Origin of the sequence: Phenylobacterium hankyongense (assembly GCF_003254505.1) — a bacterium.
Lineage (GTDB): Bacteria > Pseudomonadota > Alphaproteobacteria > Caulobacterales > Caulobacteraceae > Phenylobacterium > Phenylobacterium hankyongense.
The window spans coordinates 637,389-658,463 of record NZ_QFYP01000001.1; the positions used below are offsets into that span (position 1 = coordinate 637,389).

Sequence of the window (21,075 nt, forward strand, 5' to 3'; positions counted from 1 at the left end):
GCCTTCCGTTTGCGGAGCAAGGCTGCGATATGCGGTCGCAGATGAGCCTGCCCGTCACCCTGGCGTTCTGCGCAGCCTTCCTGGCGGTCGCGATCCTGGCCGGCTGGCGCGGGGCGCGGCCGCCCAATCCGCACCGCGGCCCGCGGATGATCCCCTGGCGGCCGATCATGGTGGCGGCGACGGTCGGGATGATCGTGTTCCTGGTCCACGCCGTGAACCTGCTGGGCGTCACCACCGGCCGCTAGCCCTAGGCCGCGCGCGGCAGCTCCCGCATCTCCTCGGGCCGCCGCGGGCGCTTGGCCAGGCCCGAGACGCCGCCCGAGGACAGCAGCCCGACCTCGGCCAGCAGCAGCGGGATCACCCACTTGTGCGGCCCGGCGATGTAGCGCGGCTGCCAGAGCGGGTCGTACTTATCCTTGTACCGCCGCACGCCCTGGAAGTTGTAGATCTCCTCGCCCCGCTCGAAGAGCAGGTTGCCGACCCGCGACATGATCGGCGCCAGCGGACGATCGTCCAGACCGGCCAGCGGCGCCATGCCGAACTCGAAGGCCTGGTAGCCCTGCTCGCGGCCCCAGGCGATGAGCTCGACGAACAGATAGTCCATGATGTTCTTCGGCGCTTCGTCGGCGTAGCGCATCAGGTCCATGGAGAAGGCGCTGTGGGCGGCGGTGGTCCACAGCGTCGCGAACGCCACCACCGTCCCGTAGATGCGCACCACGGCGACCGGGAACTCGGCCACATAGCCGGGCCAGAAGCCGCCCATCGAGAAGCCCTTCTCGCCCCCCGCGTGATGGGCGAGCCACTGGTCGGAGATCGCCTGCAGCTGCGGGATCAGCGCGATCACCGCCTCGCCCTGCAGGATCTCGAAGGTCGCGCCCTCCTCCGCCGCCTTGCGCCAGGCGCGGCGCAGGTTGCCGCGCTTGCGGCCTTCGATGGAGAAGGTCTCCAGCGGCACCGCCGCCGACTCGCCGACCTTCTGGATCGAGAAGCCGAGCTCGACGATGTCCGGCAGGTCCTCGGCGCCCAGGCCGTAGATGCCCGGCCGCGCGGCGTGGGAGTCGGCCAGCTCGCGGAACCGCCACAGCAGCTCCATGCGCTCGTCGCGGCGACCGACCGGCGCGCCCAGCGCCATCCAGGTGCGGCCGCGGACGCCGAACATCAGGAAGCTGTCGCCGCTCGACGAGAACAGGAACCGCTTGTCGCCCAGCAGCGCCAGGTTGGAGCCGGGCTCGGCCACCTCCGCCTTGGCGAGGATGGCGCGCACCCGGGCGAACTCCGGATCGGCCTCGCCGACCACCGGCGGGGTCGCCGCCGAGGCCAGCAGCCGCCAGACGCCGAACGCGAACAGGGCCAGCGCCGCCCCGACCCAGGCGCGGATCGCGCGGGCCGCGTCGGCGTCGACCATCACCCGCCACCACGCCTGATCGGCGTAGTCGGCATGCTGGAAGGACCACAGGCCCAAGAGCCCCGCGCCGACCAGCGCGCAGAACGCCGACAACAGCCAGCCGGGGGTGACCTCCATCCGCGACAGGCGCGCCGGGCGCGGGAAGGCGCCGTGGAAGGGCGCCAGCAGCACCGCTATGGTCACCAGGACCGCGGTCTCCTCCCAGTTGAAGCCCTTCAGCAAGGCCAGGGGGGCGGCGATCAGCAACGCGGCCATGGTGGCGACCCAGGCGGCGTCGAGGCGCGCCCGCAGGCCGAAGGCCAGCATCACCAGCTCCAGCCCCATCACCGAGGAGGCGAAGTGGCTGACCTCGATCAGGTAGACCGGCGTGATCTCCATCAGCCGCATGAACCGGTGGGGTTCCGACGGCGTCGCGCCGGAGGCCAGGAGCATCACCCCTGCGCCCAGCGTCAGCAGCGCCGCGGTCAGCGGGGCGGCGGCGTACAGGGCCGGTTTCAAGGCTCTCCAGAAGCGCATGCGGCGACGATCAACTCCAGGTCACAAGGCGCGCCTTATAGCTGATTTGGGGCCGCCGGCCCCGCTGTTGGTGTCAAACAACTGTTTCGTTCCGCTTGCCCTCACACCGGCCGGCGCTAAGGTGGCGCCTCTGGTTTCCTGAGTTCTGGAGGTCGCCATGGCCGACTTCGGCGGCGCCGAGCCCGACGCCTTCCGTGCGGACGTCCGCGCATGGCTGGAGGCCAACTACCCCGCCGAGCTGCGCGACCCGAAGGCCGCGACCGATCCGGAAGCGGTCTGGGGCGGCCGGGCCTTCGAAGGCTCCCAGGACCCGCAGATCGTCTGGATGCGCCGCGTGGCCGAGCAGGGCTGGACCGCTCCGGCCTGGCCCAAGGACTATGGCGGCGGCGGCCTCGCCCCGCAGCAGGCCCGGATGCTCGAGCAGGAACTGGCCGCCGGTCGCTACCGCGCGCCGCTCGCCTCCTTCGGCCTGTGGATGCTGGGTCCGGTGCTGCTCGAGTACGCCACCGAGGCGCAGAAGCGCGAGCACCTGCCGAAGATCATCAACGGCCAGATCCGCTGGTGCCAGGGCTATTCCGAACCGGGCGCCGGCTCAGATCTCGCAAGTCTAGCCACCCGCTGCGAAGACAAGGGCGACCACTGGCTGATCAACGGCCAGAAGATATGGACCAGCTATGCAGACAAGGCCGACTGGTGCTTCTGCCTTGTCCGTACGGATACCACGAAGAAGCACGAAGGCATAAGTTTCGTGCTGATCGATATGCGCACGCCGGGCGTCGAGACGCGGCCGATCCAGCTGATCAGCGGCGAGAGCCCGTTCTGCGAGACCTTCTTCACCGACGTGAAGATCCCCAAGGACAACCTGGTGGGCAAGGTCAACGGCGGCTGGGAGATCGCCAAGCGGCTGTTGCAGTACGAGCGGCAGAACATCTCCGGCGGCTTCGGCGGCGGCGGCGGAGCCGGCGGCTCGGCAGGCGACCTCGGCCAGATCGCCAAGCAGTACGTCGGGCTCGACGCCGAGGGGCGGGTGGCCGACGGCGGGCTGCGCGACCGGATCACCAAGAACAAGATGGATTTCCAGGCGCTGTTCCAGACCATCGGGCGCACGGCGGCGGAGTCGAAGGCGGGCAACGGGCCGTCCGCCGCCACCTCGATCATCAAGTACGCCGCCGCCGCCTTCGCCCAGGAGCGCTCGGAGCTGATGGTCGAGACCCTGGGCGCGCAGGCGCTGGGCTGGGACGGCGAAGGCTACAACCCGTCCGAGCTGCTGGCGGTGCGCGGCTGGCTGCGCTCGAAGGGCAATTCGATCGAGGGCGGCACCTCGGAGATCAACATCAACGTGGTGTCGAAGCGGGTGCTGGGCCTGCCCGACCCCAAGTAGGACGACCAGGGCGGCGCCTTATTCATCGGGCGCCGTCGGACACGACGATTTTTTCAGGACGTATTTCGATGGCGGATTTTGGCGGCGACGTGGAGGCCTTCCGGGCCGAGGCCCGCACCTGGCTGGAGGCGAACTTCCCGGCCGCGCTCAAGGACGACCCGACGGCCCAGGCGGCGCGCATGCAGGGCCAGCCGGAGAGCGCCGACGCGCGGCTGTGGCGCGAGCGGATGGGGGCCAAGGGCTGGGGCGTCCCGACCTGGCCGGCGGAGCACGGCGGCGGCGGGCTGTCGCGCCAGGAGGCCCGGGTGCTGGCCGAGGAGATGGCGCGGATCGGCGCGCGCAATCCGATCGGCGGCATGGGCGTGATGATGTTCGGCCCGACCCTGATCGAGTACGGGACCGAGGCCCTGAAGCGCCAGCACCTGCCCGGCATCGTCACCGGCGACGTGCGCTGGTGCCAGGGCTATTCGGAGCCCGGCGCGGGCTCGGACCTGGCGGGCCTGCAAACCCGGGCCGAGGACAAGGGTGACCACTATGTGGTTTCGGGGTCCAAGATATGGACAAGTGGCGCCAACCTCGCCGACTGGTGCTTCTGCCTGGTGCGCACCGACACCGCCAAGAAGCACGAGGGCATCTCCTTCCTGCTGATCGACATGACCAGCCCGGGCGTCGAGGTGCGGCCGATCCGGCTGATCAACGGCACCTCGCCGTTCTGTGAGACCTTCTTCACCGAGGTCCGCGTGCCCAAGGACCAGCTGTTCGGGCCGCTGAACGGCGGCTGGACGGTGGCCAAGCGGCTGCTGCAGTTCGAGCGCGACAACATCTCGGCCGGGCTCGGCGGCGGCTCGATCGGCGCGCCGGCCCAGGCGCTGACGGTGAAGCAGGCGGCGACGGACTACGTCGGCCTCGACGCGAGCGGGCGGCTGGCGGACGCCGACCTGCGGCGGCGGGTCACCGAGCACCTGATGGAGGGCCACGCCTTCCAGCTGACCGTGCGGCGCGCGGCCGACGAGGCGAAGGCCGGCAACGGCCCGTCGGCGGCGACCTCGATCATGAAGTACGCCGGCGCCAAGGTGGCGCAGGACCGCAACGAGCTGATCGTCGAGGCGCTGGGACTGAACGGCCTGGGCTGGAGCGGCGACGGGTTCGGCGAGCCGGAGCTGGCGGCGGTGCGCACCTGGCTGCGGTCGAAGGGCAATTCGATCGAGGGCGGCACCTCGGAGATCAACCTCAACGTGGTCGCCAAGCGGGTGCTGGGCCTGCCGGACCCGAAGTGAGGGGGCGACTCCAAGGGCCCGATCAGGCGTGCTAGGCTGAGATATAAGATAATGAATATTAGGGAGAATTTCTGATGGCGGATTTCGGCGGCGCCGATCTCGACGCCTTCCGGGCGGACGCGCGGACGTGGCTTGAGCAGAATTTCCCGACGTCGCTTGCGCAGGACGTGGAGGGCCAGCAGGCCGCCGCCCAGTCCCCGCAGACCCCCACCGGCGACCTCGCCATCTGGAAGCAGCGGATGGCCGAGAAGGGCTGGGGCACGCCGACCTGGCCCCAGGCCTATGGCGGCGGCGGGCTGAGCGCGGCCGAGGCGCGGGTGCTGGCCGAGGAGATGACCCGGATCGGCGCGGTCAATCCGATCGGCGGCATGGGCGTCGGCATGTTCGGCCCCACCCTGCTGGAGTACGGCGACGAAGAGCAGAAGCAACGCCACATCCCGCCCATCGTCAAAGGTGAGCTCAGGTGGTGCCAAGGTTTCAGCGAGCCCGGCGCCGGCTCCGATCTGGCCGGTCTCCAGACGAAAGCTGAAGACAAGGGCGACCATTATTTGGTCAACGGGTCAAAGATTTGGACAAGTGGCGCGCAATACGCCGATTGGTGCTTCTGCCTGGTGCGCACCGACAACACCAAGAAGCACGAAGGCATCTCCTTCCTGCTGATCGACATGAAGAGCCCGGGCGTCGAGGCGCGGCCGATCCGGCTGATCGCCGGCAACTCGCCGTTCTGCGAGACCTTCTTCACCGACGTGAAGGTCCCGAAGGCGAACCTGGTGGGGCCGCTGAACGGCGGCTGGACGATCGCCAAGCGGCTCCTGCAGTTCGAGCGCAACGGCATGGGCTCGCGCCAGAACGGCCCGGCGCCGGCCGCCGTGCACGAGATCGCCAGGGATTATGTGGGCGCCGACGAGACCGGTCGGCTGGCCGACCGCGACCTGCGCACCCGCATCGTCGAGCACGAGATGGAGACCCGGCTGGTGCAGCTCACCAACCGGCGCGCGGCGGCGGAGGCGAAGTCCAACCAGGGGCCCAGCGCCGCCACCTCGATCATGAAGAACGCCTCGATGAAGGTCGGCCAGGACCGGCTGGAGCTGCTGCTGGAGGTGATGGGCGCCCAGGGCCTGGGCTGGGAGGGCGAGGGCTTTGCGGCCGAGGAGCTGACCACGGTGCGCAGCTGGCTGTCGTCGAAGGCCTTCTCGATCTTCGGCGGCAGCGCCGAGATCCAGAACAACATCATCTCCAAGCGCATCCTCGGCCTGCCCGAGCTGACGCAGTCGAGATGAGCTGATCTACTGCGGCGAATTAGAGATCTGATTTTTTCAGGAGACTTATTTCGATGGCTGATTTTGGAGGAACCGACCTCGAAGCGTTCCGGGCCGACGCCCGAAGCTGGATCGAGGCGAATTTTCCGCCGGCGCTGAAGGGCGCGGCGAACCCGATGATGCGCGAGGAGCGCGCCAAGCCCTCCGCCGACCAGGAAGCCTGGCGCAAGGCGATGGGCGAGAAGGGCTGGGGCGTCCCCACCTGGCCTGCGGCCTATGGCGGCGGCGGCCTGTCGGGCGGCGAAGCCCGCGTGCTGCAGCAGGAGCTGAACCGCGCCGGCGCCTACAACCCGATCGGCGGCATGGGCGTGATGATGTTCGGCCCGACCCTGCTGGAATACGGCACCGAGGCGCAGAAGCAGCAGCATATCCCGGCCATCGTCAAAGGTGAGCTTCAGTGGTGCCAGGGTTTCAGCGAGCCCGGCGCCGGCTCTGACCTGGCGGCTCTTCAGACGAGAGCCGAGGACAAGGGCGACCATTATTTGGTCAACGGGTCAAAGATCTGGACTTCCGGCGCGCAATACGCCGACTGGTGCTTCTGCCTGGTGCGCACCGACACCTCGAAGAAGCACGAGGGCATCTCCTTCGTGCTGTTCGACATGAAGACGCCGGGCGTCGAAGTCCGCCCGATCAAGCTGATCAGCGGCAACTCGCCGTTCTGCGAGACCTTCCTGACCGACGTGCGGGTGGAGAAGGACCAGCTGGTCGGGCCGCTGAACGGCGGCTGGACCATCGCCAAGCGGCTCCTGCAGCACGAGCGCTCGGGCCTCTCGGGCGCGGGCGGCGGCGGCCGGATGGGCGGCGGGCGTTCGCTCACCAGCCTGGCCAAGGACTACGTCGGCCTCGACGAGACCGGCCGCATCGCCGACCGCGACCTGCGCACCCGCATCATCCAGACCGAGATTGATGCGCGGGCGTTCCAGCAGACCGCCATCCGCGCCATGCTGGAATCCAAGGGCAACGCCGGCCCCTCGGCCGCCACCTCGATCATGAAGAACGCCGGCACCCGCGTCATGCAGGACCGCGCCGAGCTCACCCTCGAGGTCATGGGCCACCAGGGCCTGGGCTGGGAGGGCGAGGACTTCACGCCCGAGGAACTGGGCGCAGTGCGCCAGTGGCTGGGCGGCAAGGCCACGACGATCTACGGCGGCAGCCAGGAGATCCAGAACAACATCATCTCCAAGCGCATCCTGGGCCTGCCGGACCTGACGCAAAGCAAGTGATGACCTTCCCCGGCCCTCCTCCGCTCATCCCGGCGAACGCCGGGACCCATGCGGGATTTCCGCGTGGCGGCGGCGTGGGAGCGCCAATTTCAACGCAAGCTTGGATCCCGGCGTACGCCGGGACGAGCGGAATAGATTTGTAGGAAAGACAACACGATGGCCGTTCTGACCGAAGAACAGAGCATGCTCCGCGACGCCGCCAAGAGCTGGGTGCAGGAGAAGTCCCCCGTCAGCGCCTTCCGCAAGATGCGCGATGGCGGCGCCGACCTCGGCTACGACGCCGCCGCCTGGAACGAGATGGCGGAGATGGGCTGGGCCGGGGTGATCATCCCCGAGGAATATGGCGGATCGAACTTCGGCTACCTCTCCATGGGCCTGATCCTGGAAGAGACCGGCCGCACGCTGACCGCCTCGCCGCTGCTGGCCTCGGCGCTGGGCGCGGCCTCGGCCCTGATGCTCGGCGGCTCCGAGGCCCAGAAGTCGGAGTGGCTGCCGAAGATCGCCGAGGGCGCGGTGGTCGCCACCCTGGCCGTCGACGAAGGCGCCCACCACGCGCCGGAGAAGACCGCGCTGAAGGCCGAGAAATCCGGCGCCGGCTACAAGCTCACCGGCAAGAAGACCTTCGTGCTGGAAGGCATGGCGGCGAACCTGCTGGTGGTCTCCGCCCGCACGTCGGGGCAGCCCGGCGAGACGGCCGGCGTCGAACTCTTCCTGGTGCCCGCCGACGCCAGGGGCGTCAGCCGCCAGCGCCTGCAGCTGGCCGACAGCCGCGGCGCGGCCAACATCAGCTTCGACGGCGTCGAGGTCGGCCTTGACGCGAAGCTGGACGGCGGCTGGGAGCTCTTGGAAAAGACCCTCGACCGGGCCCGCGCCGGGGTCGCCGCCGAGATGCTGGGCAGCGCCGTCCAGGCCTTCGAGACCACCCTCGACTACCTGAAGGTCCGCGTGCAGTTCGGCCAGGTGATCGGCTCCTTCCAGGCCCTGCAGCACCGCGCGGCGAAGATGTTCACCGACCTGGAACTGGCCCGCTCGGCGGTGGAGGCGGCGCTGGCCGCCATCGACGCCGACAGCCCCGACGTGCCGGAGCTGGTCAGCCTCGCCAAGGCCAAGATGGGCGACACCTTCCACCTGGTGTCGAACGAGATGGTCCAGATGCACGGCGGCATCGGCATGACCGACGCCCACGACGCCGGCTTCTACCTGAAGCGCGCCCGGGCCGCGGAAGCCGCCTTCGGCAACCAGGCCTACCACCGCGACCGCTACGCGAAGATCCAGGGCTACTGAGTTTCCGGCCGCGCGCCTGCGCGGTGCGGGTGGCGGGGGAGAGCCCCTCCGGCGCGAGACGCCGGAGGGGCTTTTTCTTGGACCTAGCTGAGGCTGTCGGGTCCAGACGTGGCGCCCCTCACAATTTAGGGCTGACCCGCCCCCAGGCTAAGGCTGACAGGCGCCGCGCCAGACCTGAGCGTCCGCTTGCTGGCGCGAACTCAAGGACCTCTGTCGACCCTTAGCCGACATTCGGAAAGCTCGCTTCCGGGGCTGAAACGGGCCTGACACCGTTCGACACGATGACCGGAGTGCGCATGGCGATCCTACGCACCATCGTGATGGATGGGGATATCGGGCGCGCTCGGGTGACGCCCTGGTTGAAGCGGGCTTCGCCTGGACAGGGATGGACGCGTCGGCGTTCTGTCGCAAAGCGCTTAGGCTGCTGTGGCAGTAGCGCCAGGCTTGGCCGACGAAGAGTCCTCGTAGACGGACAAATCCTCGTCGATCGCCACGAGCTTGAACACCTGGCCGCCGGGCGCCTGAAAGTAGAGGTGCGGATCGGGGATCTCGATCACCTTCACCCCGGACTCGACGATCTTGCGCCGCATGGCGTCGACGTCATCGGTCGCGAGTTCGAGGTAGATGGCCTTGAGGAAGTGGCTCGGATCGAGGGCCGTGTCCTGCCAGACGAAGCAGAAGTGGACGTCGGCCAGTTGCCAGCGGTCGACTTCGTTGGTCTCGATCCGCGCGGCGGCGCCGAGGACATCGCGATAGAACCGCCGGATCCGGTCCTGCTCGGCGCGGGAGGCGAAGACCGCGGTGTGATTGCCCAGGATAACTTTGGTCATGATCAGTTCCTTCCAGGTATGGCAGCGGCCTGGGGGCGGCCGCAGCAGGTTAAAGTCGGGGGTCCCTAGGCGTTGACCGCGATCTTGGTGTCGCGGGGTTCGGGCCGGCCTTCGCCGTGTTCGACGTAGTCCTTCAGGCTGAGCAGGAACGTCGCCCACTTGGTCGAGCAGTGGTGCATGAACTCCACCGGCTCGCGCCAGCCGGCCTGCTTGAAGAGGACGATGGTCTGGCCGTTGCGCCATTCGAGCCGGAAGCTGATCTCGGTAGGGACCCACTCCTCGGCCGGGCCGGAATAGCGCCAGGTCACCAGGCTGGAGTCGGCGTGGGTGACCTGCAGCCGGTTGCTGCGGAACTGGAAAGCGCCGCCTTCCGAGGCGTCGCCGTTGGTGTCGGAACTCCACCAGTTGCGGATGCCCTCGACCGTGGTGAGCGCTTCGAAGACCCGCATGGGCTCGGCGGCGATGCCAACGCGGTGAAGAATGTCAGGCATATCAAGTCTCCTTATCCAATGGACGTGAGTGAAGGACCGCGCAGGCGCGCGGGATCGTTCGCGTCCGGCAGACGCGGCGTTGGAGTAGAAAAAAGCTGGAAGGTGAGAGCTAAGCGGCCCTCATTCCTCCTGGTCTGGAAGGTCGTCGGCGTAGTCGGCGTATTCGCCCAGCTTCTGGGTCCAGCCGCCGCCTATGCTTGAAAGCCACTGGACGGCGTCCTGGCCGAAGCGCTCCAGGTTCCGGTGCTCCAGCGATACGTCCGTTCCGCCGTCCGGCGCAGCCCTGAAAGTCAACTCAACCTCGGTGATGAGATGCGGGTCGAAGCGCTTCTCGCGGTTCAATTGCCAACCCAGGACGAGGCGTCCCGGCGGGTCCCATTCGAGGACGCAGCCCCACTGCGTCTCATGGCCTTCCGCATCGCGCTCGAACCAGCGGCCGCCGACGCCGGGCTGGATGACCACCTCGACGAGCGGCTGGGCGCCGACGCCGTTGCCCTTCGGCCACCAGCGGCCGATTTGACCGGTGAAGATCTCGAAGGCCTTCGCCGGCGGCGCTTTGGTGTGCGCCGTGCGTCGTATGGGGGCGATGGTCATTGCTCGTCCCCCAGGTCTACCTGTTCGTCGGCAAAGGCGACGAAGTCCTCCAGGGACCGCGCCCACAGGTCGTCCAGCCAGTCGCGCACCGCGGCAATCCCGCGCGGGTCCAGCCGATAGATGCGTCTTGTGCCGTCCGGCGTCTCGCTGACCAACCCTGCCTCCTTCAGCACCCGCAGGTGCTGCGACACGGCCGAGCGGCCCACGATCATTCCGGCGGCGATCTCGTTCACCGCCGACGGCTTCGCCGCGACGTGCTCGAAGATCGCCCGTCGGCTCGGGTCTCCCAGGGCGCTCAACGCCCGAATGGCCGCAACTGCGTTAGTCATGACTAACCGTTAGTCCGCACTAACATACAGAGTCAAGCCTCATTCCATATTCGGTGGCGCCCGAGCGGGAGGGATATCTGGGTTGCGAACTGGTCCGATCCCGGGAGCTTACGGCTCTCCAAGCGCTATTCAGGCGACGCTTCGACGTGCCTGCGTGACGAGTGCGGCAGATCGAGCGAGAGGGATTCCCGGGCGAGAACTGCTAATCGTGTTTGTCAGCTATATAAGTCCCCTCCCATCTAAGGTCTGCCTCCCACCCTGAGCGGACCTTGCTGAGGTCGGCTGTCGGGTCGCGCTCACAGCGCATGCCTGAATTGCAAACAGGACGCTTCCGTCCGCAGACGCGCAGGGGGTTTCGGTTGCGCGCGGGACGCCCGCCTCCACGGATGCCGGCGCGGAAAAATCGAGCTTTTCTTTCGCGGATGGCGGGGGTCGGGGTTAGCCTTTTTGGATGCCGCATCCCGACGACAAAGGCCGGTCGCCCGAGCACTGGTGGCTGCCGGAAATGGACCACACGGCCGGGGCCAAGCCCAGCGCCTACCACCCGCGCTTCGCCGAGGTGATCTGCGCGCGGGTGGCGATCGGCGACACCCTGCGCGAGATCGTCGCCGACCGGCGGATGCCGTCCTACGCCACCCTGTTCCGCTGGCTGCAGGTGCATCACGACTTCGCGGTGCGCTACCAGCGGACGCGCGACGAGGTGGGGGCGCGGCGGATCTGGATGGACCAGATTGAGCGCGAGCGGCGGGCGGAGGGGACGCGGATCGCCATCAAGCTCGGTCGGCGGCGCGCCTGGCACGGCGGGCCGAAGAGCGGCTACACGCCGGCCAAGGCGCGGGCGTTCTGCCGGCGGGTGGCCAAGGGGGAGTCGGTGCTGTCGATCACCTCCGATCCGACCACGCCGTCGAAGAGGGCGATCTACAAGTGGCTGAAGCGCGAGCCGGCGTTCCGGGCGATGTATGTCGCCGCCAAGCGGGAGGCCGTCGGCTGGCTGGCCTTCGAGGCGGAGATGACCGCCGACCGGGCGGAGGCGGGGAACCTCCCTAAAATCAAGCGCGAGGTGGCGCGGCTGGAGGCGCGGATCGGGCGGATCGGGGCCAAGAAGTACCGGGCCCTGCCGGCGGACTGACCCACGCCTCGGGCCCACGAGGGATCGACATTCGGCTTCAGGCTGATGGGCGCTGGCGCTCCCCTCCCCCTTGCGGGGAGGGGTCAGGGGTGGGGGTGCAGGCTGGGGGTCCGCCGACCTGTCCCGAAAAGCCGAGCCGGCACCCCCTCTCCCAACCCTCTCCCCACAAGGGGGAGAGGGCTTTGCGATCGCGAACCTGGCGGGAACCACCCGTGCCGCCTGTCGATTCCCCTGGCGCAGTCAGAGGAGACAACCATGGCCGACAACAAGCAGAACGTGGGCGAGCCGGACCGCAGCCGGGTGTCCGGATCGGAGGACTATGAGGTCCGCCATTTCGCCGACCGGCACGGCATCAGCATGGACCAGGCGCGCGAGCTGATCGCCAAGCACGGCTCCCGGCGCGACGCGCTGGACCGCGCCGCGGAGCAGCTGAAGAAGCACTAGGCGCACTCAGCGGAAGCGTGATTCACCGCCCACAGGCGGCGGGACGGCTTCGACAGGCGCAACTGTCGGAACTCCGCGGTGCGCGGCTGCCTTCTCATCATATGGCAAACGCAGGAGACTTCATCAAAGACGCCGAAGCCGCCGAGCAGATGGCGGCGCTGGTCAGCTACCGGCCGGACAAGGATCGGCTGACCGCCCTGGCCGCGGAGCTGCGGCGCAAGGCGGCGGACGCGGCCGACGAGCCCCGCAACAGCCGCCGCCACTAACGGCCACGCTCGTTCATCCGCCGGTCAGGCGCGCAGGCCCAGAAGCCAGAGCCGCGGGACACCCCTCGCGCAGCCGAGAGCCGAGCGTGACCGTCTACACCTACTTCCTTCGCCAGGCCGATCACGTGGCGGCGTCGTTCGAGGCCTTCGAGGCGGCGGACGATGCGGCGGCCCGCGCCCTGGCCGGCGCAGTGTGCGCACAACACCTCAGCGCCGCCTACGTCGAAGTCTATGACGGCGACCGGCTGATCCTGCGCCAGGACCGCGCGGCGGCGCATCCTCCGGGGCGGCCGGGCGTTGCTGGAGCGCCCGCGCTCGGCGGGTCTTCCCAGGACTCTTCCCCATGAAGAAAATGATCTTCGGCGTCGTCGCGGCGGCCTGCCTCGTACTGCCCGCGGCCGGGGCCATCGCCCAGCCCTATCCGGACCGTCCGGCTGGCGACCAGCGCCAGATGGACCAGCGCCAGATGGACCAGCGCCAGATGGACCAGCAACACCAGATGGACCAACAGCGCCAGATGGACCAGCAGAGCCGGACCGACCCGCGGATGAGCGGCGGAATGGACAACCACCGCACGGACAGCCGCGGGATGGACAACGGCAGGATGGACAACCGCGGGATGGCCAGCGGCTACGGGCGCCATCACCGCCACCAGGTCTGCTACATCCGCCACCACCACCGGGTCTGTCACTGGCGCTGAGGCCGCCACCCGCCTCTCGGAGCACTCTCCCCTTCGCGGGGGAGAGCGACGAGGCCGCGACCCTCTGTGACCTAGGCGCCGGGCGCGGGCGGACGTAGCCTATGGCAGGGGACGGCAAACGATCGCCGCAAGGAGCTATCGTGTTCAAACTTCTGGCGCCAGCCGCGTTGCTGGCCGCGATGTCCGCTGGCCCGGCGCTGGCCGCGGCGCCACGCCCGGAGTCCCCGGCCTGGGTGATCACGCCGGCCGAGGACAGTTGCCATACCGAGATCGAGCTGGTGGGCCGCTCCGGCCAGACGGCCCAGGTGACCCTGACCTCGGACGGCCAGCAACTGGCGCTGGTGTTCGCGAAGGACGACCTGCCGGCCCGCGCCTTCCTGACCCTGCGCGTCGACCAGAAGCCGTACGCCAACCTGGTGGTCCGCAAGGCCAATCCGAAGCTTGCCGACATGGTGCTGAGCGAGGAGACGCAGGCCGCGCTGCGCCGCGGCTCGAACCTGCAGATCAGCTGGCTGACCCAGGAGCCGGTGAGCGCCGCCCTGGGCGGCTCCGAACAGGGGCTCGCCGACCTGCGGACCTGCGGCGCCCAGGTGGCGACCCAGCACCGCGCCCAGCTGGCGCAGGCGCAGGAGGCCCGGGCCCGGGCCGACGCCGACGCCCGCGCCCAGGCGCTCGCCGACGCCCAGCTGGCGGCGGCCAAGGCCCAGGCGGCGGCCGCCACCGCCGAGGCCGAGCGCCAGCGCGCCGCCCAGCAGGCGGCGGAGGACTCGCAGGCCCAGGCGCAGGCTGAGGCGCGGGCCGTCGCCCAGGCGCAGGCGCAGGCCGAGTACGAGGCCCGCGACTATCGGCGGGAGCCGCCGCCGCAATCCGCGCCCCCTCAGTATGCGCCATGGGGCTACGACCGCTACTACGACCCGGGTCCGCGCACTCCCTGGTGAGCCCGGCCCGGCGGGCTGCGCGGCCCGCCCGCTGCGCCGTGGCCATCGCGGCCGCATTGCGACGCGCCGCCAAACCTTACCGGATGTTCAGGTATTACATCGCGTTCATCTTGTGAATTCGATGTCATGACAGAGACTTAAGAAGACCCCCGCGAAGGACATCAGTATTAGATCCCCATCGGCGGCGCACCCGCCAACAACATTTGAAAAAACTGAGGGATCATCATGTCGAACTTCGCCGCTCGTATCGCCGGCCTCGCCACCCTGGCGCTCGCCGCCCTGCCGATGGTCGCGCTGACCACCGCCGCCCACGCCGCCCCCATCCGCGTGCACGTCGCCGACCTGGACCTCGCCACCGCCGCCGGCAAGGCGACCGCCGACCGCCGCATCCAGTCCGTCGCCAACCAGATGTGCAGCGACGAGCGGAACCTCAGCGTGCTGGCCCGCTGCCGCGCCGCGGTGGTCGCCGAGGGGCGCGACAAGCTGGTCATCCTGCAGCAGGCGCGGCTCGCCAAGGCCTCGACCTTCGCCGCCCGCTAGGCGCTCGCGGATGTGGGGCCGCGGCCGGCCCCGCGACCCCGCCCGGGTCGCGGGGCCGATCGCGTTTTCGGCTCAGCGGCCGATCTGCCAGACGTCGAGCGGCTGGTGCGCCTCGTGGCGCACGACGACCCAGTAGCCGACGGCGAAGGCGAGCAGGCCGACTGTCACCCCGCCCAGGAAGCCGGCGGGGGTGGCGAACCACAGGGTGAGCGTCAGGATCCCCGCGCCCAGCACCACCATGCACCAGCGCAGGAGCACGTTGAACGCCTTGTAGGCGCGCTCGTGCGCGATGATGGCGGGATCAATGATAGCCGGATCATGGGGGGACGCGTCACTGGCTGCCATTCCGGTTCCTCCGAACGACCTGCTGCGCAGCCGGCATCCTACGCCCGGTCGGCGGATTGCGGGAGGGCCGTCGGGCGCCCTGCCTCAGGACGGCTCGCCGCGCGGCCCGGGGGCGAACACGCCGAGGAAGCGGCGCTCCTGCCACAGCGCATGTCCGCGAGGGCTGTCGGCGCCGAAGGCGATCTGGACGGCCTCGCGGTCGTTCTCGCACTCGAGTTCGAGGCGGCCGTGCCCGAGATCCTTCTCGAGCGTGATGCGCAGGTGATAGCGGGACATGCTCAGGCCAACGCCGGGTCCGCGCGCCACCACTGGCGGCCGGCGTAGCGGGTCTCGCCGACGATCTGCCGGCTGCGGTCCTGCACGGTCAGCCGGACGTCGCGCCCGAGGAAGGCCAGGCACCGGGCCAGGCCGTGGGCCTTCTCTTCCGCGCATGCCCCGGACAGGAAGACCAGCGGCTCTCCCGCCGCAGCGCATTCGACGCTCCACCCGCCGGCCAGGGGCCGGACGCAAACCATCTGCTCTTGCACGTTCGCTCCCTCTCGAGCCCGGAAGATAGGGAGGCCGGCGGCCCGCGGCATTGTCCGGTGCTAAGTTCGGCGTCACGAAAAAATGACGCCACGCCGGCGCTTGCGCGAAGCTAAGCCGCTTTTTTTATTGCGAATTTTTTGAGAAATCGACGTTCCGTATAACACAGATTAATGCGCGGAGGCCGGCGACCGACATTGTGGGGCCGTTCCACAGCGAGGTCCCATGCGGACGTTCACCTGCTTGACGATCGACGATCGCTACCCGATTCCCCAGCTGTCGTTCCTGTTAGTGTCTGACGAAACCCGCGCCCGCGTGCTGGCTCGACGCACCCTCTTCGAAGACAAGCATCGCCACGCCGTCGAGGTGCGGGAGCACGGCAAGCTGGTGTTCGAGGAATACCGCAGCGAGGGCTGACGGGTCGGTCGGCCGCTCAGGCGCCGGTCAGTCGTCGGCGGCGAAGCTGCGGGTCTCGCCAGGGACCATCATGCTGACGCTCGCACCGCTGTCGCGCAGGATGCGCGCGGCGTCGGCCGCCAGTTCGCGCGCGCCGGCCTTGGTGCGGGCGACGGCCAGGACCTCGCCGTCGATGCTGACGCCCCAGAGCTTCCCGCGGCGCACGACGCTCATGACACTCGGAGCCATTGGTCCCTCTCGCCCCGCTCAGCGGGGCAGGTTGAGTTGATCGCAGAAGGTCCTCGGATCTCCCGGCAGCTTGATCCGCGCCCCCGCGGTCTTCAGCTTGGCGATCAGGGCCGGGCCGAAGCCCGGCACGGCGCCGAGTTCGCTCCAGTCCAGATACGGCCGCCAGAGCAGCAGGTCGTAGGCGCGGTCGAGGCCGACGAGCTTGGCCATCGACTCGACGCTCGCAGTGTTCAGATCCACATGCAGCCTTTCTGCAAAGGACCCACCCAGTCCGGGGTCAACAAATGATAGGCGGCAAGGTTCCAGGCGGCTCAGACCACCCGCTCGACGGTGGCGATGCGGCGGTCGTCGCGCCACAGCTCCACCTGGCGCACGCCCTGCGGGCCGCGCAGGAAGCGGCGGACGGCCTCGAGGGCGTCGGAATCGCGGGCCGCGGCGATCGTCTGTTGGAAGGGCTGCGCCGCCTCGGGCGCATAGGCCATCAGCGTGTAATTGGTCATCACCGTCACCCCAACGTCGTGGTTGTTGCGGCGAAGCTTAGCTTCGGCGGGTTTACGATCTCCCAACGCCGATTCGAGGTCAGGCCGGGTCGGAAGTCAGGGGGTCGGGGGCGAGGTCCCGCAGGCCGCGGCGCCAGCGGGGGTCGGTCTCAGCGGTGACCCCGCAGAGCTGCAGGAAGGTCACCACCGCGATCGGCGCGGCGGGCGCCGCGGCCAGCACGTGCGGCGGGGTCGCGGCGATGGTCAGCGGAAAGACCGTCAGCCGCTCGGGAAACGGCAGCAGCTCGGTGGACGGCAAGGCGCCCAGGTGCGGGCAGTGCGCCAGCGCCCGCTCCGCGCAGGCCCGGTGCAGGGGCGCGATGGCCCCGGCGTTCAGCACCACCTGGGCGTCGGCCACGTCGGCCGGCACGGCCGGGCCCAGGCCGCGGGCGCGCAGCACGCCGGCCGTGGTCAGCCGCCCGGTCTGGGTCCAGCGGTCGCCATGCGAGGTCGGCTGGCCGCACATCGGGCAGAGCATGCGCCGCACGCTCCAGCGCTGGCGGTTGAGGTGGTTGCGCGAATAGTTGGGGCGGCCGAACTCCGGCCGCTCGGCCTGGTGGAGGGCGAGGCCGCCGCCGAGGCTGGCGCAGGGGCGCACGCCCAACACCTCCTCCTGCGACCAGCTGGTCACCCAGGGCACGTCGACGCCGACCTTCAGCCTGGACCTGCCCGTCATCGGCGTCTCCTCCAACCGCCCGGACTATGGCGCGCGCCGGCCGCACGACAAGCCATGTTGGCGCCTGCGCCGGCCCGAATCGGCGTTATGGAGGCGTGCGCGACCCGGCGCGGAACGGATGCGGCGATGCGGACCCTCAGCGACCTCGAGGTCTATCAACGGCTGACCGGCATGGTCGAGGAGCTCGAGCGGCTGGCGGCCGAGAGCGCCAGCCTGATCGGCGAGACGGCCCTGAAGACCGCGGCGACGACCCTGCGGGGCATGGCCTCGGCGGTCTACGAGCACAGCCTCAGCCAGGACGAGCCGGGCTGAACGGCGGCGAGCTTCGCCACACGGCGTCATTTCGCTTGCAGTGCCCTGACAGTTGAGCTTGCCTGTCCGGCAGCCATGAACCTCTTCGCCTCTCCAGCTCAGACCGTCGCCGTCATCGGCGTGATCGGTTGGCCGTTCGCGGCCGGGCTGGCCGTGGTGGTCTGGTCGAAGACCCGCGCCGCCGCCCATGCGCGCAAGCTCGCCGCGCTGGACGGCCGGCTGCGCGGCATGTTCCGCACGGTCGAGAGCCGCGGCGCCCCGGCCCACCTGTCGAGGGTGATCGACGTGCTGGAGGAGGCGGAGACCCTGGCCCCCGTGGCCCCGCCCACCCCGAAGCGCAGCGCCAAGACCCGCGCCTGACAGCCGTCCTCGGCGCGCGGCAGGGCTCCCGGATCGAACTGCGCCGCATGGCGTTATCGCGGTCATGGAATCCGGCCCCAAGACCCTGCAGCAACTGGTGGCCAGCCTGCGCCGCGCGGTGATCCGCGCCGAGCTGCGCCGAGGCCCCGCCCCGAGACCCCCTACAACCGCCCCGCCCGCGAGCGCCAATCGTTGACGGCGCGCCGCCCTGGCGGTTCAGCCGCGGTTCAGGGGCGCGGCGCAGAGTTGGGGCCGGGATGACTGCAGAAGGGAAACAGCCATGAAACACCTGTTGTACGCCGCCTTGGCCCTGGCCACCGTGGCCGCGCCGATGGCGGCTTCGGCCCAGGACTACGGCCGGCAGGGCTACGATCGCCGTGACGACCGCCACGACGATCGGCGGGACGAGCGGCGGGACGAGCGGCGGGACGATCGGCGGGACCACCGCGACGGCTACCGGGGCGACCGCGACCATGGCGCGATGCGCTACGAGCGTGGGCGCGCGGAGACCTGGCGGGATCGCTCGGAATGGCGCGCCTACCGCGGCGCGCGCGACGGCTACTGGTACGCGCCGGGCTATGGCTACCAGCGGATGGATCCGCGCTGGCGCGGCGCCTGGCGGCGCGGCGGCTACGTGCCGGGGGCCTATCGCCACTACTATGTGCAGGACTGGGGCTACTACGGCCTGCGTCCGCCGCCCCCCGGCTACCGCTGGGTCTATGCCGACGGCAATTTCGTGCTGATGGCGCTGGCCAGCGGCCTGATCGCCGACGTGATCGCCAACGCCTACTGACGAGGGCGACGCGGGGGGCGCTCGACGGAGCGCCCCCCGCTCAACCTGACATTTGATTGGCCCGGCCCGGCCGCGGCTGGTAGCGCACGACGCGCAGAGATGTTCGGGAATGCCGATCGGAACCGTCGGCGGTCATGCCGATTAAGGCCATGTCCTGCGCCGGAGCGATCTTGAGCCCATCCGACCCCGAACCGATCGTGATCGCCGTGGTGGACGATGAACTGCTCGTGCGGATGATCGCCGAGGAGGTCCTCACCGACGAAGGCTACCACGTGCTGGAAGCCGGCGACGCCGACGAGGCGCTGCGGATCCTGGAGGCGCGGCCGGACACGCGGGTGCTGTTCACCGACGTGACCATGCCCGGCTCCCTGAACGGCTACGCCCTGGCCGAGATCGCCCGGCGGCGCTGGCCGCGGCTGCTGGTGATCGTCGCCTCCGGCGACGCCGGGCCCGGCGCGAGCGCGCTGCCCGCCGGCGCCCGCTACCTGCAGAAGCCCTATGCCCCGAGCGAGCTGCTGCGCCTGGTCCAGGACATGCTCATCGCCGCGGCGTGAACCGCCTCCCGGCCGGACGCTGACCCAGGCTGAAACGGATCATGTCGTGGCCGCGCTCCGGCGCGGGCCGCAGGCGCACGTCCCATGGGTTGAGCCGGGGCCGGGAAAGCGCCCTATTGGTTGCATTTCTTCAAGAAAAGCAATGCGATAGAGCCCCCATATTGGGTGGCGCCGATGTTGCTCCGGAAGCTGCAGCACAGTATGCCCGGACCTGACGATGGTCTCTTTCCGAGACAGCGGCGGGGCCCGGCGACCCAGACGGAGAGCGGCCCCGACGACCGGGTCGCACAAGTTGAAACGATGCCCAAGAGCCAGATGAACGCGATCCGAACCCTGCTGACCGGCGCCCTCGCCGCCACCGCGGCCTGCAGCCTGTCGAGCGCCGCGCTCGCCCAGGCCTCGGCGACCCAGGCCACCAACTCGACCGCCACCATCTTCCAGCCGATCCTGCTGGCCAAGAACAGCGACCTGTCGTTCGGCACCGTGGTGCGGCCGATCTCCGGCTCCGGCACGGTCACCATCGACCCCGCCACCGGCAACCGCAACCTGACCGGCTCCGGCGCCCTGCTGAACACCGGACCGAACGCCGCGGCGGGCCGCGCCTCCTACACGGTCACCGGCGAAGGCGGCCAGACGTTCTCGATCACCGTGCCCGCGAGCTTCAACATGACGCGCACCGGAGGTTCGGAGACCATCGCCGTGACCCTGACGGCGACGGCCACCACCGGCGCGCTGAGCAGCGCCCTGGGCGCGACGGGGACCTCGACCTTCGGCGTCGGCGGCGCCATCCCCGTGGCCAACACCACCGCCAGCGGCGCCTACACCGGCACCTTCAACGTGATCGTCGCCTACAACTAGAAGACTGCGCTCTCCAGAGCACGACCCCTCGCCCCTTCGGTCCCCGGCCGGAGGGGCTTTTTCGTGGCCTCAGGAGGCGGTCTTCTCCGGCTGCGCCATGCGCATGACCACAACAGCAGGGCGGCGGGGCCGGGCAGGCGCGGTCAGGCCGGCGCGAAGGCCGCGATGATCGCCTTCAGATCCGGCTCGTCCACCAGGTCGGCGGCCTGCGCCAGCGTGATCCAGCGCTTCTCCCGCTGACCCTTCTCCGGCCATTCGTCGCGCTCGACGGCGACCTTGAGCGCGAACACCGCGACCCGGACGTGCTGCAGGCGGCCGGAGCGCAGGCGCTTGTCGTAGTGGTAGAGGCCGAGCTTCTTGTTGCCCGCGGCGCCTTCGAGCCCCGCCTCCTCGTAGGCCTCGCGCGCGGCGGTTTCCGGCGGCTTCAGGCCCTTGATCGGCCAGCCCTTGGGGATCACCCAGCGGCGGGTCTCACGCGAAGTGATCAGCAGGATCTCCACGCCGCCGGCCGCGTCGCGGCGCCACGGCAGGGCGGCGTACTGCACGCGCGGCTCGCGATCCGGCTCGGCGGGGACCTGATCCTTCTTGCCCATCAGAACCGCGCGACCGTCAGCGCCATCGGGGGCACGGCGACGAGCCGCGCCAACGCGCCCCGCAGATCTCGGAGGCAGGCCTTTCACGAGGCGCCAGCGCCTGGAACCAATTCAGCATACGGAGCACCTTGGGCCGCAAAAGCAGCGATTCGCCAGTGGCCTAAGCCGCGCGCCGGTGACTGTAAACGTGTTCCCGGACCGCCCGCCCG

Annotated in this window: 32 protein-coding genes; 19 read left to right on the forward strand and 13 right to left on the reverse strand. The window is 69.6% G+C overall.

Annotated features, from left to right (window positions below; genetic code table 11):
• The first annotated feature begins 41 nt into the window (after positions 1-41).
• Positions 42-245: a hypothetical protein gene (locus DJ021_RS02960; RefSeq protein ID WP_111458953.1), complete on the forward strand. Its 204-nt coding sequence runs from the start codon at positions 42-44 to the stop codon at positions 243-245.
• Between the two features lie 2 nt (positions 246-247).
• Here DJ021_RS02960 and DJ021_RS02965 read toward each other — a convergent pair whose 3' ends face one another.
• Positions 248-1,921 carry a phosphatidylglycerol lysyltransferase domain-containing protein gene (locus tag DJ021_RS02965; protein WP_111456124.1) on the reverse strand — a complete coding sequence of 558 codons (1,674 nt, stop codon included), beginning with the start codon at positions 1,919-1,921 and terminating at the stop codon, positions 248-250.
• Positions 1,922-2,078: 157 nt separating this feature from the next.
• Between DJ021_RS02965 and DJ021_RS02970 the strand changes: the two genes are divergently transcribed.
• The 5 genes from DJ021_RS02970 (at position 2,079) to DJ021_RS02990 (ending at position 8,405) form a co-directional block, all read left to right on the forward strand.
• Positions 2,079-3,302: an acyl-CoA dehydrogenase family protein gene (locus DJ021_RS02970; protein WP_111456125.1), complete on the forward strand. Its 1,224-nt coding sequence runs from the start codon at positions 2,079-2,081 to the stop codon at positions 3,300-3,302.
• A 68-nt stretch (positions 3,303-3,370) separates the two neighbouring features.
• On the forward strand, positions 3,371-4,579 hold the full coding sequence (locus DJ021_RS02975; RefSeq protein WP_111456126.1) for an acyl-CoA dehydrogenase family protein: 1,209 nt from the start codon (positions 3,371-3,373) through the stop codon (positions 4,577-4,579).
• Between the two features lie 74 nt (positions 4,580-4,653).
• A complete protein-coding gene (locus DJ021_RS02980) occupies positions 4,654-5,859 on the forward strand; it encodes an acyl-CoA dehydrogenase family protein (protein ID WP_111456127.1) in 1,206 nt (401 codons plus the stop codon).
• 53 nt (positions 5,860-5,912) lie between these two features.
• Positions 5,913-7,121 carry an acyl-CoA dehydrogenase family protein gene (locus DJ021_RS02985; protein ID WP_111456128.1) on the forward strand — a complete coding sequence of 403 codons (1,209 nt, stop codon included), beginning with the start codon at positions 5,913-5,915 and terminating at the stop codon, positions 7,119-7,121.
• Positions 7,122-7,277: 156 nt separating this feature from the next.
• Positions 7,278-8,405, forward strand: coding sequence for an acyl-CoA dehydrogenase family protein (locus DJ021_RS02990; RefSeq protein WP_111456129.1), 1,128 nt, complete (start codon positions 7,278-7,280; stop codon positions 8,403-8,405).
• A gap of 416 nt (positions 8,406-8,821) precedes the next feature.
• Here the strand turns inward: DJ021_RS02990 and DJ021_RS02995 are convergent, their stop codons facing one another.
• The 4 genes from DJ021_RS02995 to DJ021_RS03010 form a co-directional block, all read right to left on the reverse strand.
• On the reverse strand, positions 8,822-9,235 hold the full coding sequence (locus DJ021_RS02995; protein WP_111456130.1) for a VOC family protein: 414 nt from the start codon (positions 9,233-9,235) through the stop codon (positions 8,822-8,824).
• A 65-nt stretch (positions 9,236-9,300) separates the two neighbouring features.
• The gene (locus DJ021_RS03000) at positions 9,301-9,726 is read right to left on the reverse strand and encodes an SRPBCC family protein (protein WP_111456131.1); all 426 of its coding nucleotides are present in this window, start codon (positions 9,724-9,726) and stop codon (positions 9,301-9,303) included.
• A gap of 120 nt (positions 9,727-9,846) precedes the next feature.
• Positions 9,847-10,320 carry an SRPBCC family protein gene (locus DJ021_RS03005; RefSeq protein WP_111456132.1) on the reverse strand — a complete coding sequence of 158 codons (474 nt, stop codon included), beginning with the start codon at positions 10,318-10,320 and terminating at the stop codon, positions 9,847-9,849.
• Complete coding sequence (locus tag DJ021_RS03010; protein WP_111456133.1) at positions 10,317-10,649, reverse strand: ArsR/SmtB family transcription factor; 333 nt, start codon at positions 10,647-10,649, stop codon at positions 10,317-10,319. The genes DJ021_RS03005 and DJ021_RS03010 overlap by 4 nt, the downstream gene beginning before the upstream one ends.
• Positions 10,650-11,100: 451 nt before the next feature.
• Between DJ021_RS03010 and DJ021_RS03015 the strand changes: the two genes are divergently transcribed.
• From DJ021_RS03015 to DJ021_RS03040, 7 genes are all read left to right on the forward strand, one after another.
• Positions 11,101-11,778 (forward strand): terminase small subunit-like protein, encoded by a 678-nt coding sequence (locus DJ021_RS03015; protein ID WP_111456134.1) that lies wholly within the window; start codon positions 11,101-11,103, stop codon positions 11,776-11,778.
• A gap of 255 nt (positions 11,779-12,033) precedes the next feature.
• Entirely contained in the window at positions 12,034-12,222 is a 189-nt protein-coding gene (locus tag DJ021_RS03020) for a DUF3606 domain-containing protein (protein WP_111456135.1), read from the forward strand.
• Between the two features lie 101 nt (positions 12,223-12,323).
• A complete protein-coding gene (locus DJ021_RS18795) occupies positions 12,324-12,488 on the forward strand; it encodes a hypothetical protein (protein WP_165837090.1) in 165 nt (54 codons plus the stop codon).
• 86 nt (positions 12,489-12,574) lie between these two features.
• Positions 12,575-12,835, forward strand: a complete 261-nt coding sequence (locus DJ021_RS03025) for a hypothetical protein (RefSeq protein WP_111456136.1) — start codon at positions 12,575-12,577, stop codon at positions 12,833-12,835.
• Positions 12,832-13,188 carry a hypothetical protein gene (locus tag DJ021_RS03030; RefSeq protein ID WP_133254930.1) on the forward strand — a complete coding sequence of 119 codons (357 nt, stop codon included), beginning with the start codon at positions 12,832-12,834 and terminating at the stop codon, positions 13,186-13,188. Before DJ021_RS03025 ends, DJ021_RS03030 begins: the two co-directional genes overlap by 4 nt.
• Before the next feature lie 140 nt (positions 13,189-13,328).
• Positions 13,329-14,126, forward strand: coding sequence for a hypothetical protein (locus DJ021_RS03035; protein WP_133254931.1), 798 nt, complete (start codon positions 13,329-13,331; stop codon positions 14,124-14,126).
• A 225-nt stretch (positions 14,127-14,351) separates the two neighbouring features.
• Positions 14,352-14,666: a UrcA family protein gene (locus tag DJ021_RS03040; protein ID WP_111456139.1), complete on the forward strand. Its 315-nt coding sequence runs from the start codon at positions 14,352-14,354 to the stop codon at positions 14,664-14,666.
• A gap of 72 nt (positions 14,667-14,738) precedes the next feature.
• Here the strand turns inward: DJ021_RS03040 and DJ021_RS03045 are convergent, their stop codons facing one another.
• The 3 genes from DJ021_RS03045 to DJ021_RS03055 form a co-directional block, all read right to left on the reverse strand.
• On the reverse strand, positions 14,739-15,011 hold the full coding sequence (locus tag DJ021_RS03045; protein WP_111456140.1) for a hypothetical protein: 273 nt from the start codon (positions 15,009-15,011) through the stop codon (positions 14,739-14,741).
• A gap of 84 nt (positions 15,012-15,095) precedes the next feature.
• Entirely contained in the window at positions 15,096-15,287 is a 192-nt protein-coding gene (locus DJ021_RS03050; RefSeq protein ID WP_111456141.1) for a hypothetical protein, read from the reverse strand.
• Positions 15,288-15,289: 2 nt separating this feature from the next.
• On the reverse strand, positions 15,290-15,538 hold the full coding sequence (locus DJ021_RS03055) for a hypothetical protein (protein ID WP_111456142.1): 249 nt from the start codon (positions 15,536-15,538) through the stop codon (positions 15,290-15,292).
• A gap of 223 nt (positions 15,539-15,761) precedes the next feature.
• Here DJ021_RS03055 and DJ021_RS03060 point away from each other — a divergent pair, with 223 nt between their 5' ends.
• Positions 15,762-15,953, forward strand: coding sequence for a hypothetical protein (locus DJ021_RS03060; RefSeq protein ID WP_111456143.1), 192 nt, complete (start codon positions 15,762-15,764; stop codon positions 15,951-15,953).
• A 27-nt stretch (positions 15,954-15,980) separates the two neighbouring features.
• Here DJ021_RS03060 and DJ021_RS03065 read toward each other — a convergent pair whose 3' ends face one another.
• The 4 genes from DJ021_RS03065 to DJ021_RS03080 all read right to left on the reverse strand — a co-directional run bounded on the left by DJ021_RS03065 (position 15,981) and on the right by DJ021_RS03080 (position 17,396).
• On the reverse strand, positions 15,981-16,181 hold the full coding sequence (locus DJ021_RS03065) for a hypothetical protein (protein WP_133254932.1): 201 nt from the start codon (positions 16,179-16,181) through the stop codon (positions 15,981-15,983).
• Positions 16,182-16,199: 18 nt separating this feature from the next.
• Positions 16,200-16,421: a ComEA family DNA-binding protein gene (locus DJ021_RS03070; RefSeq protein ID WP_111456145.1), complete on the reverse strand. Its 222-nt coding sequence runs from the start codon at positions 16,419-16,421 to the stop codon at positions 16,200-16,202.
• 71 nt (positions 16,422-16,492) lie between these two features.
• A complete protein-coding gene (locus DJ021_RS03075) occupies positions 16,493-16,681 on the reverse strand; it encodes a hypothetical protein (RefSeq protein ID WP_133254933.1) in 189 nt (62 codons plus the stop codon).
• 79 nt (positions 16,682-16,760) lie between these two features.
• Complete coding sequence (locus DJ021_RS03080) at positions 16,761-17,396, reverse strand: hypothetical protein (protein WP_111456147.1); 636 nt, start codon at positions 17,394-17,396, stop codon at positions 16,761-16,763.
• 126 nt (positions 17,397-17,522) lie between these two features.
• Between DJ021_RS03080 and DJ021_RS03085 the strand changes: the two genes are divergently transcribed.
• The 5 genes from DJ021_RS03085 to DJ021_RS03105 all read left to right on the forward strand — a co-directional run bounded on the left by DJ021_RS03085 (position 17,523) and on the right by DJ021_RS03105 (position 20,273).
• The gene (locus tag DJ021_RS03085; protein WP_111456148.1) at positions 17,523-17,708 is read left to right on the forward strand and encodes a hypothetical protein; all 186 of its coding nucleotides are present in this window, start codon (positions 17,523-17,525) and stop codon (positions 17,706-17,708) included.
• 75 nt (positions 17,709-17,783) lie between these two features.
• Positions 17,784-18,068 carry a hypothetical protein gene (locus tag DJ021_RS03090; protein WP_111456149.1) on the forward strand — a complete coding sequence of 95 codons (285 nt, stop codon included), beginning with the start codon at positions 17,784-17,786 and terminating at the stop codon, positions 18,066-18,068.
• Positions 18,069-18,348: 280 nt separating this feature from the next.
• The gene (locus DJ021_RS03095; protein ID WP_111456150.1) at positions 18,349-18,861 is read left to right on the forward strand and encodes an RcnB family protein; all 513 of its coding nucleotides are present in this window, start codon (positions 18,349-18,351) and stop codon (positions 18,859-18,861) included.
• 170 nt (positions 18,862-19,031) lie between these two features.
• Positions 19,032-19,415, forward strand: a complete 384-nt coding sequence (locus tag DJ021_RS03100; protein ID WP_243625888.1) for a response regulator — start codon at positions 19,032-19,034, stop codon at positions 19,413-19,415.
• A gap of 315 nt (positions 19,416-19,730) precedes the next feature.
• Positions 19,731-20,273: a DUF4402 domain-containing protein gene (locus tag DJ021_RS03105; RefSeq protein WP_165837091.1), complete on the forward strand. Its 543-nt coding sequence runs from the start codon at positions 19,731-19,733 to the stop codon at positions 20,271-20,273.
• A 143-nt stretch (positions 20,274-20,416) separates the two neighbouring features.
• On the opposite strand, the gene DJ021_RS03110 is transcribed toward DJ021_RS03105, so the two are convergent.
• A complete protein-coding gene (locus tag DJ021_RS03110) occupies positions 20,417-20,866 on the reverse strand; it encodes an NUDIX hydrolase (protein WP_111456152.1) in 450 nt (149 codons plus the stop codon).
• Positions 20,867-21,075 lie beyond the last annotated feature (209 nt).